Origin of the sequence: Effusibacillus lacus, from assembly GCF_002335525.1 — a bacterium.
GTDB classification, from domain to species: domain Bacteria; phylum Bacillota; class Bacilli; order Tumebacillales; family Effusibacillaceae; genus Effusibacillus; species Effusibacillus lacus.
In genome coordinates this window covers 114,387-130,338 of the sequence record NZ_BDUF01000086.1, presented here as the reverse complement: position 1 = coordinate 130,338, position 15,952 = coordinate 114,387, and the positions used below count along the sequence as shown (strand labels likewise).

The 15,952-nt window shown below is 47.5% G+C and carries 20 protein-coding genes; 2 read left to right on the top strand and 18 right to left on the bottom strand.

The features are described 5' to 3' along the window. Positions 1-27 precede the first annotated feature (27 nt). Genes EFBL_RS15465 through EFBL_RS15445 form a run of 5 tightly spaced genes read right to left on the bottom strand, consistent with a single transcriptional unit; the run spans position 28 to position 4,769 of the window. Positions 28-921, bottom strand: a complete 894-nt coding sequence (locus tag EFBL_RS15465) for a type II secretion system F family protein (RefSeq protein WP_096182978.1) — start codon at positions 919-921, stop codon at positions 28-30. After that, a complete protein-coding gene (locus EFBL_RS15460) occupies positions 918-1,781 on the bottom strand; it encodes a type II secretion system F family protein (RefSeq protein ID WP_096182977.1) in 864 nt (287 codons plus the stop codon). The genes EFBL_RS15465 and EFBL_RS15460 overlap by 4 nt, the downstream gene beginning before the upstream one ends. Continuing rightward, positions 1,778-3,094 (bottom strand): ATPase, T2SS/T4P/T4SS family, encoded by a 1,317-nt coding sequence (locus EFBL_RS15455; RefSeq protein WP_165912420.1) that lies wholly within the window; start codon positions 3,092-3,094, stop codon positions 1,778-1,780. Before EFBL_RS15455 ends, EFBL_RS15460 begins: the two co-directional genes overlap by 4 nt. Next, on the bottom strand, positions 3,091-4,155 hold the full coding sequence (locus tag EFBL_RS15450; protein WP_096182975.1) for a CpaE/TadZ family protein: 1,065 nt from the start codon (positions 4,153-4,155) through the stop codon (positions 3,091-3,093). Before EFBL_RS15450 ends, EFBL_RS15455 begins: the two co-directional genes overlap by 4 nt. Further along, positions 4,152-4,769 carry a CpaB family protein gene (locus tag EFBL_RS15445; RefSeq protein WP_096182974.1) on the bottom strand — a complete coding sequence of 206 codons (618 nt, stop codon included), beginning with the start codon at positions 4,767-4,769 and terminating at the stop codon, positions 4,152-4,154. The genes EFBL_RS15450 and EFBL_RS15445 overlap by 4 nt, the downstream gene beginning before the upstream one ends. Before the next feature lie 174 nt (positions 4,770-4,943). On the opposite strand from EFBL_RS15445, the gene EFBL_RS15440 reads away from it, so the two are divergent. Together EFBL_RS15440 and EFBL_RS15435 are read left to right on the top strand one after the other, a co-directional pair. Further along, a complete protein-coding gene (locus EFBL_RS15440) occupies positions 4,944-5,330 on the top strand; it encodes a helix-turn-helix domain-containing protein (RefSeq protein ID WP_096182973.1) in 387 nt (128 codons plus the stop codon). A gap of 19 nt (positions 5,331-5,349) precedes the next feature. Continuing rightward, complete coding sequence (locus EFBL_RS15435; RefSeq protein WP_231705827.1) at positions 5,350-5,745, top strand: DNA-binding protein; 396 nt, start codon at positions 5,350-5,352, stop codon at positions 5,743-5,745. 10 nt (positions 5,746-5,755) lie between these two features. Here the strand turns inward: EFBL_RS15435 and EFBL_RS15430 are convergent, their stop codons facing one another. From EFBL_RS15430 to EFBL_RS15365, 13 genes are all read right to left on the bottom strand, one after another. Beyond that, a complete protein-coding gene (locus tag EFBL_RS15430) occupies positions 5,756-6,256 on the bottom strand; it encodes a hypothetical protein (protein ID WP_096182971.1) in 501 nt (166 codons plus the stop codon). Positions 6,257-6,538: 282 nt separating this feature from the next. Beyond that, positions 6,539-7,144 (bottom strand): GNAT family N-acetyltransferase, encoded by a 606-nt coding sequence (locus EFBL_RS15425; RefSeq protein WP_096182970.1) that lies wholly within the window; start codon positions 7,142-7,144, stop codon positions 6,539-6,541. 61 nt (positions 7,145-7,205) lie between these two features. Continuing rightward, entirely contained in the window at positions 7,206-8,267 is a 1,062-nt protein-coding gene (locus EFBL_RS15420; RefSeq protein ID WP_096182969.1) for an HD-GYP domain-containing protein, read from the bottom strand. A gap of 201 nt (positions 8,268-8,468) precedes the next feature. Next, entirely contained in the window at positions 8,469-9,017 is a 549-nt protein-coding gene (locus EFBL_RS15415; RefSeq protein WP_096182968.1) for a hypothetical protein, read from the bottom strand. Positions 9,018-9,341: 324 nt separating this feature from the next. After that, positions 9,342-9,671 carry a chaperone CsaA gene (gene csaA, locus EFBL_RS15405; RefSeq protein WP_096182966.1) on the bottom strand — a complete coding sequence of 110 codons (330 nt, stop codon included), beginning with the start codon at positions 9,669-9,671 and terminating at the stop codon, positions 9,342-9,344. A 128-nt stretch (positions 9,672-9,799) separates the two neighbouring features. Further along, positions 9,800-10,240 (bottom strand): hypothetical protein, encoded by a 441-nt coding sequence (locus tag EFBL_RS15400; RefSeq protein ID WP_096182965.1) that lies wholly within the window; start codon positions 10,238-10,240, stop codon positions 9,800-9,802. 12 nt (positions 10,241-10,252) lie between these two features. Then, positions 10,253-11,395 (bottom strand): NAD(P)/FAD-dependent oxidoreductase, encoded by a 1,143-nt coding sequence (locus tag EFBL_RS15395; protein WP_096182964.1) that lies wholly within the window; start codon positions 11,393-11,395, stop codon positions 10,253-10,255. A 21-nt stretch (positions 11,396-11,416) separates the two neighbouring features. Further along, positions 11,417-11,656, bottom strand: a complete 240-nt coding sequence (locus tag EFBL_RS15390) for a sulfurtransferase TusA family protein (protein ID WP_096182963.1) — start codon at positions 11,654-11,656, stop codon at positions 11,417-11,419. A gap of 28 nt (positions 11,657-11,684) precedes the next feature. After that, on the bottom strand, positions 11,685-12,089 hold the full coding sequence (locus tag EFBL_RS15385; RefSeq protein ID WP_096182962.1) for a DsrE/DsrF/DrsH-like family protein: 405 nt from the start codon (positions 12,087-12,089) through the stop codon (positions 11,685-11,687). 149 nt (positions 12,090-12,238) lie between these two features. Then, complete coding sequence (locus tag EFBL_RS15380; protein WP_096182961.1) at positions 12,239-12,496, bottom strand: DUF6154 family protein; 258 nt, start codon at positions 12,494-12,496, stop codon at positions 12,239-12,241. Positions 12,497-12,565: 69 nt separating this feature from the next. Then, positions 12,566-13,207 carry a tRNA (guanosine(46)-N7)-methyltransferase TrmB gene (gene trmB, locus EFBL_RS15375; RefSeq protein WP_096182960.1) on the bottom strand — a complete coding sequence of 214 codons (642 nt, stop codon included), beginning with the start codon at positions 13,205-13,207 and terminating at the stop codon, positions 12,566-12,568. Between the two features lie 98 nt (positions 13,208-13,305). Next, a complete protein-coding gene (locus EFBL_RS20665; protein ID WP_165912419.1) occupies positions 13,306-14,448 on the bottom strand; it encodes a diguanylate cyclase in 1,143 nt (380 codons plus the stop codon). A 658-nt stretch (positions 14,449-15,106) separates the two neighbouring features. Continuing rightward, positions 15,107-15,661, bottom strand: a complete 555-nt coding sequence (locus EFBL_RS15365) for a DUF5317 domain-containing protein (RefSeq protein WP_172899725.1) — start codon at positions 15,659-15,661, stop codon at positions 15,107-15,109. Positions 15,662-15,952 lie beyond the last annotated feature (291 nt).

The following is a 15,952-nucleotide window of genomic DNA, read 5'->3' as shown; positions in this document are numbered from 1 at the left end:
TTCTCTCCTCTTATAGATAATTTGTTTTTAAAAAGGCAAACCGCTGATTTGTTCCCTCAACTTGACAAGACCATAGAACCCCCCTTGCAGAATCAGAATCGAAGCCGCCGCCAAAGTCCCCAAAAACACCATCATGTTGCGTTTCTCCGTTTGCTTTTGAACCCTGTCCTTCAGCATCCCCGTCATTTGCAAATCCAGCTCTTTCAACCCGTCAATCGCTCGATCCGTGTCCATTCCCTGAATGACTGTCACGCAAAAAAGTTCCACCGCTTTATGTCCGCATCTCCGTCTGAACTCTTCCAGCGCGGTGCGCAGATCCCCTTTTGTTGATTTTGCGTAATCATTTACAATACGAATCTCTTCCTTCAGAACACCAACCAATTCTTTTTCGACATATTGGAAAGCTTCTATATAGGTGGATCCGCGAACCAGTTCCCGCCGAATGCAAAGGGACAGAAAAGGCGTTTCCCTTACTATGCTGTCTGCCCGTTTGGACCTAGAACTGATTATCGCCACAAACGGCACACCCGCCAGCATCAAGGCCACTGTAACTCCGACAAAAGACAATGCAGGCTTCTCCAGTTTGAATGACGCAATACAAGTGGCAAGAGCGGCTGCCATAGCCATTGCAAAGACCATGAGACAAACGCCCAGAAACCGGTCGACCCGGCCCAGATTGTCAGTCCCGCTCCAGATCAGGAGATGTCTGATCTTTGCCTGGCTTTTCTCGGACAGAAGTGACATGCAGCGTCTGCCCAGCCCCGTAATCCAACGGGAATCCCGGCCTCCTGCAGCATATCTTTTCCCTCCGCGGACCGCCTTTAATTCCTTCCACTTGGTCAATTTGCCGACGTACGAGAGGATGCTGTAAAGAAGCGCAACTCCCCCGAAGATCAGCAGATACACAGCAGCCAGTTTCATGCCCAATCATCCCCCAATCGGATCAACCGGAAGGCAAGGAACAGGATGCCAAAATAACCAGTCATGGAAACCCCGACAATCAACCTGCCCAGCACAGTTTCCCGAAACAGCTTGACTCCTGCCGGATCTGCAATCGCCAGCACAACTACCAGCAAGAGGTTGAGCGATATGACCCCGTAAAGAGCATAAATGCTTCCCGCCGTCGCCACCTTTCTCATTTCAGACAGACGAAAACGGTCCCTTGCCTGTTCCGCCAAGCGATCCAGATCCCGCAAGAAAGAGCCGCCGCCGTAATGTTCCTGCACAATCGCATCAAGCAGATGCCAAACAACCGGATTGCGGAAAAACTGTTTCGTTTTCTCCGCTTCTGCCTGCAGATCCGCCCCCCGTTCCCACCTCTGCATCAAGATTGCAAACGGGTTCCTAAGGGCCGGCATAGAAGCATGATTGACAGCGTATTGCAGGGCAAACCGTTCATTTCCGTTGGTTGCGGTAAAGGCGTTGCGAATCAGGATAATAAAATGCGGCAGTTCAAGATCCAGTTTCCGGCTTTGATCGACACTCCGGCTCCAGACAGTTTGCAGCACAATGCCAACCAGGATGCCGCCTGTAAGGCCGCCAAGAATCCAGTGTCCCAATAATTTGGAACCTATTATGGCTGCCCCTGCGGCTGCAAACAGAACTGTAAAGCAGAATGTCTCCGCCCGCAGGGGAATCCTTGCAGAATAATAGTAGGCAAGAAACCTGTTGGAACGGCGGTCAACGATACCTTGACGTTCAACCTGCCGACGGATCCAATCCATTGCCAAATAGAAACCAAGACTTGCAAGACACCATAGAATCAACAGTCTCCCGCTCATGCTTTCAATTCCCCCAGGAAACTCGGGATTTCCACACCATGCCACTTGCACCTGTCAAAAAACCTTTGGCTCGGGCGGTAGAGATTCCAGCTCCCTTGAATGCTGTCCTTTGTTTCCTCTTCGACCGAGAACACACAAACAGGATGGAGGATTTCTTTCTTCTGACGGGAATCCCATCCCAACACTTCGTAAAGATCCAGCACTTTCCGCTTTCGCATGTATACAAACAAATGAATTCTTTCGGCAAACAGTTCCCGCAATTCGGTCAGGGAATAACGGGATCGGGCTTCCATTGCCAAATCCGCGTACCTCTTGACCGCATCCTGGCAATTATTGGCATGCATGGTGAACTGTCCACCGTCGTGTCCGATTCCAAACAGCTTTAGGAGTGTAAGCGCCACACCGTCCCGTATCTCCCCCACCAGAGGAATGTCTCCCGATTCACGCAACAGGTTTCGGGCCAGCATGTCCATCGTTACCGCTGCACCGCCTTCACCGGTTTCCGGACGGGTTAGGTGAGAAAGATGATTCTTTCTCCTGATGTTTAGTTCAGAGGTATCTTCGAAAGAAACCGTTTGGTAGTCCTCCGGGATCATTTCAGCAAATGCCGAGAAGAGGGTGGTCTTACCGGAACCTGCAGGGCCAATCCACCCGATGTTGTGGAGGGATTGAACATAACAATGAATCAGCTGCTGGATTCTCTTGTCGAATGCCCCCGATTGTCTTAATTCTTCCACCGAGAACTTTTCTTCCCGGTGTTTGCGGATGGTTAAAGCGGGACCGGTCAGATTGATGTCGGCAACCGATGCGTTCAACCGCAGCTTCCATGTATCGTCTGCGGCATCTGCAAACGGATGTTGAAAATTCAGTTTGCTCCCAAGCAAACTGAACCTTTGCATGATATAAGAGTGCAGTTCCCGATCCGATTCAAAAGCAACGCTTTGCACCCGTTCCCACCTCCCTTTCCGTTTGATGTGAATTCGGTCGAATCCGCGAACCGTTATGTCCGTTACAGTTGGATCAAGGATGAAAGGGTGGAGGATCCCATAGCCAATGTACGCATCACAATAGGATTCAATCAGCAGGTCACGGGGGACTCCCGGCAAGTACAGCTTATGCTCGTCGATAATCTGTGCAACCCGTTGACGCAGCAGGGCCGATTTTTCCTTTGTTCGCTCGATCCCGGCGGGGTTGTGGGCCAATTCCAGCAAAACAATCTTCACGTACTCGGAATATCGTCCATTCCCGGTAAGATCTGTTTGGTGCAAGTTCTGTTTCAATTCCCGCAAATGAACGCGGACCGATTGTCTCATCCAAGGCTCACGTCCTTTTGTGCATATTTTCGAACCACGTTTTGCAAGGTCCGGCTCAATTTTTTTGACAAGAGCCGTTTCTCCAGCACCAACGGAGACCCTTTGCATGCAGATTGCAAATATTCCTTCCTGTAGGGAATGGTAGCGATCACAGGTCGCTTCATACAGATTTCAATATCCGTTTCCGATACACTTCCTCCTTCCCCCGCCCGATTCAGGACAGGATCAAATTTATGGGGATTCATCTGATAGCTTTCCTTGAGCAAATCCATGTAGACTTTTCCATGGCCCAAAGTGGAGGGAACGGTACTAAATGGGGTAATTACATGATGGGAGGCCAAGAGGATGCTGATGCCAGCCGGACTCGTAATATCCGAATCCATATCCGCAATCACGAAGTCCGCAAGCTGCGACAGTGTTCGCAACAGGTCACGGAAAAAAACGGGGCTGTAGTCTGTCTGTTCGATAGTGTCTTCACTGCCGACCAGGACTGAGATCTTTTGGTACGGCTGTAAGATCTTCCTTAAAGCGCCTGGAGTGAGCCTTTTTTCATTCCACAGTTGCAGAGCGGCAGATAAAGTTTTCCCTTGTTCATAATAAAGTCCCAAATGTTCTGCAATATCCGGATTGCACAGATTCGCGTCCAACAGGATCACTCTGTATGTTTGCCCTGCCGTCAGGGCCAGATTTTTGGCAATTTCCGTTTTACCGACCCCGCCGCTGGGTGACCAGACAGCCACAATCTTTCCCAACAGTTCGCGCTTGCCGACCAGACTGTCGCCTATTGCTTCCAAATCGCCCTGATACACAATGAGTTCGGTTTCCGGGGACAATTCTTTGCATCTGGCAATGAGATCTTCCTGGGACAGTTCTCCTTGCAAATCTTCACCCAGCACGACTGCATGAGGTTTGATCTTGGGAAGAAAGTACAAAAGCATTGCCTGGCTTCCAATGTTCTGGCTGATCTCGAGTTCAGTGTCGGACTCGGCATTCTCCAGGAACTCAACTAAACCGCGAAACTCATTTGGATTGCCCATTGCCACCAAGACTGTTTTTTTCATTGATCCATCACCTTGGATGCCACATCTTCCGGAACCTTGGCGAAGGCTACCAGCCCTTTTTGTTCAAATTCAAGTAGTTCAGCGGCTTGTTCCGTTGTGACTTTAATCTTGACAGTCGCAGGAACGGTATCCCGGGCCTCTTTGTCACGGATGTTGTGTCCCGTACGGTTCATTACTTCGAGTATGACTGCGGTAAACAAGGGGTGTGCCTGAAATGTACTCTTATCGAAAAAAAGAATGTCTGCCAGATCCCCCTCTTTCAGGTCACCCCCTACACAGCGGCTCAAGTCGGTCTGTACAGTGAATTCTCTGTCTGCCGGCTCAAAGGTGATCACTTTCTTCGAGGTCAGATCCTGCTTTGACAGGTATTCGTTGGGAGCAATCTCATGCTTTGCAATGAGCCCCTTGATGTCTGTGCCAGCTTTGATCATCCATGCTTCTTCCCGGTTCACCTCAACGGTTTCAAACATTTCTTCCGTCAACACCTGTCCTTTGGAGATAACTGTTTTCGCCTTCAGGATGAAAGCGCCGTTCGGATTGGCTGAAGCAAATCCAATCATGACCCCGCCGGCAAGTAAAGCCAATAACGCGGTTTTCCAAAGTTGCTTTAACATTGGGTCCCCTCCAGTTTCGATACGATAGTCTACTAAATAATATACATAAATATCGTTGTATATGCAATATATTTTTTCTCACCCCTTTCTGGCGCTTTTCTTAAGCATTCGATATACTTAAGATAAGACAAAAATATGGTTCTAAAATCGTATTCCTGTAAAGAGGTCGATTGAATGGAGTATTACAATGTGGTGGAACTTGCAACGGTTTTAGGAATTACAGATGCCGCACTCCGGCAAAAGATCCGGATTGGCGAAATGCCTTCCACCCTGCGGAATGGTAAAATGGCCGTTTCGACAACAGACTTTGAAAATTATCTGGAAGCGAACCGCTGCTGGGACTTCCGCATTCCGGAATGGTCCTTGTACAGGGGTTGCAAGCGCCCGATCAAGCCGCAGTTTGTGAAGGTCCAAGGAGCTCTTGAAATTTTAAGGGAGTATGGGATCGAAATCGAGCAGAGAACGTTAAAACGATGGGTGCAAAGCGGACAAATCAAGGCTTACAATCTTGGCGGCACCTACTATATTCCAACCGAAATCCTGCGCAAAGACTTGTCATAGCTGAAATCTGGAGGGGTAAATGATGACTCCGGTTTATTGTACGATTGAGCAACTATCCGCTTTGTTCAAGGTTGATTACTCGTCGCTGCTGGGGATGCTTCATCAAGACGCGAAGAATCATCCTCAAGTCAAAAAATTTAACCGGTATGTACTGTCGGAAGTGGTGAATCTTCACAAGACCACGCCCGAACCCATGCAGATCGATCTGGACACGCCGTTCCTTACATTGTACGAGGTACGGGATCTCCTCGCCGAAAAGATTGGTCCCATGGTCTATTCAACTGTTCTAAGGAAAGCGGCAAAAGGAGAATTTCCGGCGTTGAAGTTTGGTGATACTTACCGGGTTCCCTTGCCAATTCTTATCCGCTGCATCCAGGAGCAAAGAATCTCCTATCGTTCACGCGGACACAAATGACAGACAACGACTACCACCCTTGGGGAACATCGCGCAAAAAGTAATAAATATCTTCCATTCGCTTTGATTCCCTTACACGAGTAGCCGAGTAATGGTTCCACAAGATGTCCATCATCCGTCCCTCGTCGTAGAACTCTCCGTTTCTGATGACAAGGGGCCTGGGGTGATGGCCTTCTTTTTGTAAGATGACCCCAATTGTGGCACACGGATGTGTCTGCAAGCTGCAAATGCAGGCCAAGAAATCAAGCAGTCTCTCTTCATCCAAGCTTTGTCCAAGCACCTCGGCCGATTGAAAGGATGCATACTTCCTGCCCTTTCTCCCGTGGAGAACCAACTGCAATCCGCATGATTTCCCCGCAATGAGCGTGATGGAGTTTGAACTCTCCTGGAGCAGGCAACCGAATTGCCTGTCCCAACCGGCCAACAGGTTCTTTAGTGCTTCTAACTCGTATGTAAGATTGGCTGTTTTGATCTCGACTGAATACCCCCTCACAGGTTCTTCCTGTTTCATGGTCTTACCCCCACTCCAAAGGCAAACATTGTCTATGCTCAACATCTTACATCATAATTTTTTAAATTATCAACACCTATTTTCCAGAAGTTAATTTTCATTTACCGTTATCGGATATTTTAATTTCCACGCACCAAAAAAGCCTTAAAAATACCGTCTTAGTTGTAAGGTAAACTTGACAACTCCTGTATTTTCAAGGCCTTATTGCAAGTGCTGTCCGCACAGTATTTTGTCGACAAATTACGCCAATTCGACAGCAGGCTCGACAATTTTTAACAACCGCTAGATTCGGGACACTTTTGATTTCAAGCTGCGTTTTTTCGTTTTCACCGCTTGTTTGAGTCGCTTGGGTTGACCGTTTTTGTCAAGAAAGACCCCCATCCAGATATCGTCGTCATAACCCTGTTCCGATTTAATAGCTCTCAGCTTGCGTCCTTCTTCATGGAACCCCATTTTTTGATAGAGTGCCAGCGCCGGCTTGTTGGATCCTCTGACACCCAGTTCGACCCTTTCAATCCCTTGTTCCGCCGCCCATTGAAACGCTTCCCGAATTAAGTTTTGCCCGATCCCTTGACCGCGGTGAGCCGGATCGATGCCCATCCAGATTGTTGCATTATGGCCCATCCATGGCACCATGGAACGGTCGCAGCGAATCCAACCGCAAACATTTCCGTTCGGTTTGACGGCCACCAATGTCAAATGGTTGCCGGACACGTTGTAGAAATATTGTTGATACAGTTGTTCCATGCCAAAAGGAAGTTTAGCGCCAAGCATAACCTGGCCTTCCTTGCCTACTTCGTCCATAAGTTGATACAGTTTTGGAATGTCTTGCTCTTCCCAACGACGAATCGTCACGGTTTCGCCATTTTTCAAACTGACGGTTCTCATATCCACCCTCCTCAAATAGCTCTCTCGATTCTATATGCGGAAAAGTGGGCTTTTGACACGGTTACTCATTGAGAACCTGTGTGATAAACACAGTTGTTTCCTTAGCCAGATCCACCTCTCGAACGTTGTGTTCATCCCAGTCTTTTTTAAACAGACGGACTATGGGACGGGCAGGCAGCCCGGAATGCTGCCCCACAACCACCCCTATTTGGCCGGTGTTCAGTTTCACCGAAGTTCCGTTTGGATAGATAGCAATACATTTGAGGAACGTAATCACCGTTTCCAGGTCAAACCTTTTGCCTGAAAACCCCATGAGACACTCTGTCGCTTCATGTGGGAGCAACCGCTTTCCGTTAAACCCCGAACCTGCAACCAGATTGTCAAAAAAATTGGCAACGGCAACGATTTTTGCGTAGCGATGGATATCTTCCCCCTGCAATTGCCTGGGAAACCCCGTTCCATCCACGTTCTCATGATGCTGCAGGGCCACATGCGGAATTGTGATACTGAACTCCTTGATCTTTCGCAGTCGTTTGTACCCGCGCCAGGTATGTTGGTTATAGTCGTTCAGATTTCCTTCCAGTTCTGTGTCTTCCTGCTTTTTTTCCTTCTCAGGCACATCACATTTTCCAATATCATGCAGCAGGGCACCGATGGCCAACTCCTGAAGCTGGACTTTGGGAAGTCCCAGCTTGACCCCGATAACCGCAGACAATGTGCATACTTGAAGGGCATGGATGAACATGGCGTTGTCTTTGGTCCGAATATCCGTCAGGTTCAACAACACCTTTTGATTACGGGTAATCTCGTCAATCAGATTGGAGGTGGAATCATAGATGGACTTGGAAGAAACATTTTTTCCCGTCTGAATGCATTGCACCGTCATGGAAAATGAAGATAACGCCTCTCTTCTGGTTTGTTCGGAAACAACCTCTTCCACAACGACATCCGAAAACCGTTCGTCTTGGATGTAAACTGCCGTTACCCCAAGTCTGCGAAGATTTGAAAGCATGCCGATTGTCAGCTGCACCCCTGCATTGAGCAAAGCCATGCCGTCGCTTGTATAGATGCTTCTGGCGAGAACATTTCCCGGTTCGACTGAATCGATTGGCACGTATCTCATGGTTTGAAAACTCCCTCCCAATACATAGGCATTAATCTATTTCGTCAACGTTCGACAGGTGTCCTCTTCCAGCAGAATTTTGTCGATAAAAAATTGCAGTTTTATGAAACCGCAGGAGGGGCTTTAAAATTTTACAATTTAATGAACTTTTTTTGACAGCACGCAGATCGATATCACCAGCGTTTTGTTGGATTCATCCAATTATCTCAGCAGATTCCTTAACTTTTCAAATGAGCGGACCGTATGCATCAGCAACCTTGGCAGTTCTCCAATGTGACGTTCATCAATCTTCCTGAGAAAGGTCAATTCGGCAGTAAATTGTTTGCCAAGGTTCTGCTGAGCGGGCTCTTCACCAAGAACGATCTCAATAACCTGCTTGATATGAACTTCTTCCCCCCACAATTCTCGGAGAGAGGCCCGGACAGTGTCCAAGTGCGCCTCAACACTCTCCCAGTCGGGAAAATGATGTCGGATTCGGATCCGGCAGCCTGGCGGCTCCTGTTCGACAATTCGGATTCGGGACAACTCCGCAGCAAAATCGGACAATTCACTTGACAGTTCAATTTCTGTAATTCCATCTTGCCCGTTTGTCAAAACGAATTCCATCCGGAATGCCCGGGACATGGCGGCCAAATCCAACAGATCCTGTCTGCCGGTAATCCGAATCCGGTTCTCCCGGTCCAAATCGTAAAGACCGCCCTCCAAGACGGTCTTGAGATTGTCAAATATCGTTGGATCAAACATGTTCACGCTTCATCTCCACATACATATCCTACCCGGTTGAAAAACTCCTCGGGAAAAACCAACCGATATTGCTTGCATAACTCACGGGCCCCTCTCTCAAAGCAAAGCAGGAATTGATGCCAAGTCTCTATCCGGGATGCCCGATCAGCTCCGAAGCGCAATTCTTCCAACTCGGTACGGTCTGTTTCCATCAGCGATCTCCGCAACCTCCGGTCATAGGTGTCTTCGTAATTGCAGGATTGGACACCACAGCCAACAGATTGTCTGGGTCATGGACAATAACCCAGTTTCCGGATGCAAGTTCCCGAAGTTGGTTCGGATTGATTTCCCCTAGGCGATGGAAGTTCCATTGGGGGTCTCTGTATCGGGTTTCAACAGAATCACGTCTCCTTGATCCGGCACCCCTCCCAGCACCAGAACCTCTGACTCAAAGCCTGCAATTCTGCGCGGCGGAAAATTGACCACAGCCACCACTTGCCTCCCTATCAGGTCTTCCGGAGTATACCGCTTTGTGATTTGGGCGCTGGAACGTTTGATTCCTACAGGGCCAAAATCAATTTTGAGCTTGATGGCCGGAACCCGCGCTTCCGGGAAGGGTTCCGCTGCAATCACCGTCCCAATCCGAATGTCCAATTTCAAAAAATCTTCGATGGTTGCCATAGAATACCCCTCACGTTTCTTTTTCTGACAATTCAGGTTTATATTATAGCGGAATCCATTGCCTCCATCAATAAATTACCAGCATACAAAAAGGCGCGCAAATGACTGCACACCTTACCTTCCATGTTTTACTCCTCCAGGTATCTGGAGAGTTTTTTTGTCATCAACACCATGAACCACAGGCTCTTTTGCATGTCCGGGTTTTTGACCAGTCGTCTCAATTTCCAAAGATTGATCCTGTCCGAAGCATGGTCAAGCTTTCGCATCTCTTCCCTGGTTTCATATGATGCCCTAAGGATGACAGACATCAGTCTGTCCCCTTCCCATTGAACCATTTCATCCAGCAAGCTGATGGCACTGACTCCTGTTTTGAGGCTTTTCGCTGTCACAGAGGCTGTCATTGAATCCTTGGCCGCTTTTATTACACCCGCAAGCTCAGCCAAAGTTTCCAAGGTTCCGTTTGACTCCAATTTTTCCAGCCTGTCGGACAATTGGGCTAGCCGTTCGTTTACCTTTGTTAATTCTTGCAATAGATCTGCTGCATCCGGTTTGCTGATTGCATCTTCCACATTCCTCACCCCCTACAACAGCCCACGGGCAGACAGCCAATAGACTTCGTTGTACGCCAGTTTGAACCAGTGAAGCATTTTGGATGGCTCGGCCGGTTGAGGCGGATGTGTGTAGTTAAACTCCACGTAACTCGCCTGATTCATGCTCGATTCGACAAAACAGAACACTTTGCCGTCATACATGGCGGTCGAAGGCAGTCCGTTCAATTCAGAGATCAGATTCTGCACCACAACATCCGCTTGGTAGTGGGCAGTGGAACCCGCTTTGCTGATCGGAAGATTGGTGGCGTCACCCAGGACGAATATCGAATCTTCACCAAGCATTTTCAGTGAATGTCGGTCGGTGGGGATAAACCCTTGCTCGTCGCCAAATCCCGAGTCCCGGATCACTTGGGCTCCTTTGTGTGCCGGGACGGAAATCAACAGATCATACTGCACTTCCGAACCTTCCAGGCTGGTGGCAACCTTGAGTTGAGGGTTCACCTCCGTCAGATTGAAAAAAGTTTCATATTTTATGTCTCGACTCTCAAACTCCTCCTGGGCCCAATCTGCTATCGACTGCAGTGCATGCACCCGACCTATCGGATACGTATAGAGAATATCCACCTGATCGCGCAGTTCTCTTGTCCTGAAATAATCGTCCAGCATCAATGTCATTTCCAGGGGTGCAGCCGGGCACTTGTGAGGAACGTCAATTGTGATCAAGATTCTGCCTCTCCGAAAATTGGCGAGTGCCTCCCGCAGTTTGACCGCTCCCTCGGCTGTATAGAAGTTATAGCTTCCTTCCGCCAGCCCGGGAACCGAATCAAAGTCGGGGAATGAACCGGTGGAAATGACCAGGAAATCGTAGGGATATACGGTGCCTTTTTCACCGATCAGCCGTTTTCCATCCCGATCAATCTTTACGATGTTGTCCAATACCAGGTCAACCCCCGGGTGCAACATAGTTTTTTCTTTCCGTTGGAACTGCTCCAACCTGCCCTCGTTCAATGCCATAAAGAGAAAACCGGGCTGGTAGGTATGCTTTTCTTCGTTGCTCAACAGCGTAATTTTGACATTGCCGCGGCGCACTTCATCGGGAATTGAACGGGCAAGGCTGTTGGCAACCATTGTACCGCCTACACCGCCGCCGAGCACCACTACTCTTTTATCCATGATGATCTCTCCTGCCCGAAATCATTTCGTCTTCCGGATCGCTATCTTCCAATGATCGCCGACTTGGTCGCTGTATATCAATTCATGCCCGACTTTCTTTGCCCATACAGGTATGTCGTTGGCTGATCCCTTGTCGCTGGACAGTACTTCGATGACTGCCCCTACCGGCTGTGCTTTCACAGCCTTGATTAATTCCATCAGCGGTCCCGGGCAAAAGGAACCTCGAGCGTCTACGGTTTTGTCAACTTTGACATCTTCCATTTTTTACTCCTCCCCAAGCCAATTTTTATTACATTACGATAACCTGGCTGTTTTGAGACATGTTCAAAAACGCCGTAATCCCGATCACATCGTCTACAATCTCCAGCAGATCCCCTTTCTCCCATTCCATCAGATCCATCGCCATGGCACAGGCATAGACACTAAGCTCTCCTATGTCTTTCCCGTCCTGCAGCAGGTTGTAAAAGAGAGGAACTTCCTTGTCCAGCATGGTTTGCCCGATGGAACCCCGGGTGAAGTTTTTGTTCGCAACCGCAGTTTTGAGGAAGCTTTGAAGTGCCCCCATGGTGACGAACAAGTTGACCTCCATGCCGGCCGCTGCCGCAACGGAACCGACCAGCGCCCCCGCGTGAAGTTTCTCCAGATCCGGCGAAATAAGAATTACCGACATCTTCTGCGCATGTTGATTTTCCATACTCTATCCCTCCAGTGGATTATAGAAATGATCTTTACACCTTCATCTTACAATACCCTACGGGGTATAAAAATGACAAAACTGTGTACTTTGTGACAAAAATAATAAAGCATGTCTTCTGCAAGACATGCCTAAAGCAACTGGCTGAATCAATGAGTGTATCCGTCGGGAGGGGGCGCTTCCGCGGGTACCCCGGCCCCTTTTTCAATCAGTTTGACTCGCAACTTGTCGACCATATAGGAACCGAGCATCTGATAGATCTCTTCCTGCTCCATATCATTGATCAACGACAACATTTCGTCACGGTTCAACTCGGATAAAATGCCTGAAACGATAATGACTACGTCTTCTTCATCGCCAGTCAGCTGGTTCTTATACAACTCGTACAGTTGGTCGACAAACTTCATCTCAGACACCCCGCCTTGGCTGTTGTATCCCCTTTTGAGGACCCGGTTTAGTCAGGCATGATTTAGATCTTATCTGCGCAAAGCCTCCAACCGGTAGATTGGCAGGCCCTGTTCCGCGAATTTGGCTTCGTATTCAGTCATTACATTTCCTTCAAAACCGCTGTTATGCAAGTCCAACGTAACGTTGCGGAGCTTCCAATCCATTTCAGCAAACGTGTTCAACGAGAACTCGAACAACTGCCTGTTGTCGGTTTTGAAATGAATCTCACCGCCAGGCTTCAAGATCTGCCGGTACTTTGCCAAAAACACTCTGGAAGTGAGCCTTTGGTCGGCATGTTTCTTCTTCGGCCATGGATCGCTGAAGTTGAGGTAAATCCGGTCGACCTCACTCTCCCCGAATATCTCCAGAATGTTCGTTGCATCAAAACAGACCAGTGCTTCATTGGAGGCATTTTGGGCGACCTTCTTCTCATGGGCCCGGATAATCACCTCCGGGAATTTCTCAATTCCAACGTAATTGATTTCCGGATGAAGGCTGGCCATTGTTGCCAGGAATTGCCCCCGTCCTGTACCGATTTCTATATGCAGCGGAGCGGAACGCTTGAAGTATTTCTCATTCCAATGGCCTTTGTATTCCTGAGGCTTTTGAACAAACTCACCCTGCATTTCGCGAAATCGTTGACGCTTCTTCTGCTTGCCTCTTATTCTCATGCAGATTTCACCCTGTTGCTCCACTGTCGTTCCGTTTGAGACATTATATCATGAGACACACAAATAAAAAAAACCCCACTTGCGGAACTTCAACGGGGTTAGGACACATCCTGCTGAATTTTGGCGTTGCGGATTTCTTTTATCACTTCGATAAAAGGTTCCACCAGGTGAGGGTCAAATTGGGTTCCGGAGCATCTCCGGATCTCTTCGATCGCTTGCGGAATCGTCTTGGTCTTTTGATAGGGACGGTTTGTCGTCATGGCGTCAAAACTGTCAACAATGGTCAGGATGCGGGCTGCTAATGGAATAGCGGTCCCTTGCAGACCGTCCGGGTATCCTTTGCCATCATAGCGCTCATGATGATGGCGGATGATGGGGAGACAAGGCGCCAATTCCTTGATGGGCTTGACAATTTCTTCTCCCCAGATGACGTGCATTTTCATTGTTTCCCATTCTTGTTCGGTCAATTTCGTCTTCTTGTTCAGGATTTCCGTAGGGACTTCCACTTTGCCGATATCGTGCAGCAAGGCACCGTAACGGATGATTTTGATCTCGTCCTCCGGCAGGCCGATCTTGCGGGCCAATGCTTCGGCATATTCCATATCCCTTTCAGTATGTCCATAAGTGTACCGATCTTTGGAGTTGATAATGGTCAGGAACGTCTTGATCATTTGAATCAGTTCCATTTCCCTGGAACCGAAATCAAAATGGGATTTCAGTTCATCCACTACGGAAGTGTACAGTTGAACCTTGTTGCGGCTTGTGTACTTGATTTTATACAAGGCTTCGTCAGCCAACATCAGCAGATTTTCCTTGCTTGTCGCCATGTGCGGGAAAGTGGAAACCCCGATGGACACAGTAATCCGCTTGGCAGGCATGTGTTTCATGCCTTCGAATTCGTGTTCCGAAACCGCCTTGCGGATGCTTTCCGCAACGGTCAAAGCGGTCTCCGAATCGGTCCCCGGAAGCAGTACGGCAAATTCCTCCCCGCCATACCGGTATACGGTCCCCTGTTCGGGAATGTTTCCGGAAATCACTTTGGCAAGTTCCTGCAAGAGCTTGTCACCTTGCGGGTGCCCGTACATATCGTTGTAAATCTTAAAATGGTCCAGATCCAGCAACAAAAGCGAAAGCGTTTCGCCTTTGGCGGTCAATTCCTGCAGCTTCTCTTGAAAATATCGATGGTTATAAAGCCCGGTCAGTTCGTCTTTAATCGAAAGAGAGCGGAAGTGGTTATACATTTCGTAGTAATGTCGATATGTTTCCCCTAGAAACCATAATATTGCGCAAAATAAAATGGCTCCAGCCAAACCTTCAGCCTGTAGGACGATGGCTAATATAAGCCCAAATCCCATCACTGTAACATAAATCAGCGTTGCTTGCCGATCCAAGAGTACCTTTAATGTCGAAAAAAGAGAAATTTTACCCCGAATTGACATATAAGCGCTGACAAATATAACATTTGCCAAAAAAAAGCTTATAACAAAAGCTAAATAGCCTGCAGAATCTTCCAAATTAAGTTCACCATAAGAACCTCCAGTTGCTTTATAGGCCAGCAAGGCAAGGTACCCAGTTAATCCATACTGACTGATGTTAAATAGGTGAACATACCAATTCTTTGGACGTTGGAGTAATAAAGCAACACCTAACAGAAAGATAAAGCAAATAACCGGTAGGTTACCATAGAGAATACCAACAGTAAGTATTAGCGGTGCTACTAATGTGAAAGACTCACCGGAAGGTAAGATAAATGATCTCAACTCAAATAGGGTGGCAATGCCAGCTAATGTAACAATTGTCACCCACTCGTGTTTATTTAATGGCCTGAAATTGTCATAGAACAGGTACACCAAAGACATGAAGCAACTAATAACATAAATATTTAACAAGGTCTTTTGATTAAACTTCATGGATGACACTCCCTTGAATGGGAGATCTCCTCTTGACCATGGTCTTTTGGATAAAGTAAAACACCCCTACGCTAAACAATATGTCCCCCAAACTCACTAATGCTTCCCTTGGATACGGAGCATGAAGATAAAAAATATCTCCAAGCAAATTCAAATTTGTTTGTTCTGTCATAGCCACATGTTTTCCGATAGTCCCTGCAACCAGTTGTTCAACTTGATTAGGTGCAATTTGTCTAATGATTTCAATGTCAACGGGCATTCTACCGCCATTTGAAATCATTACCAGCAGATTCATAGCAATTCCCGCCATCATTATATAAAAGCCTGGCTGTTTACGATTGAATAAGCAAAAGAGCAAGAGTGAAAAATAGCTTACTATTACCCCCATAAATAGATAAAATGGATATAGATTAATAATAGCATATTGTACGGTAAATGCCAGCACAATTAACCACAAGGAGTTTAGTTTTACATCTAACAAGTCTCTCAGTTTTCCACCTCGAAACAACGCAACTAGGATCCCAATAATAAAGCCGTCGTTCATCAAATATTCATTCACTCCTCACAGTTGTAAAGCCGGGTTTCCCCGGCCTTCTGGAAGAAATTCTTCTTTAGAAGAAGCGGATACTGCTACCTGTAATCTTAAACATGGAAACCGCACTCATAGCAAACATCGTTGCCAGAATTGCAAAACCAATTGCCTTTTTCATTTCCTTTCACCCCTTTATCCCCACAATATGTAATTTTTTAAGATAAAATAGAGTTTAATTATATATATTCATTAAACTCTACTATCTGATACGATCATACTATAAACCTCGTTACTATGTTGTCG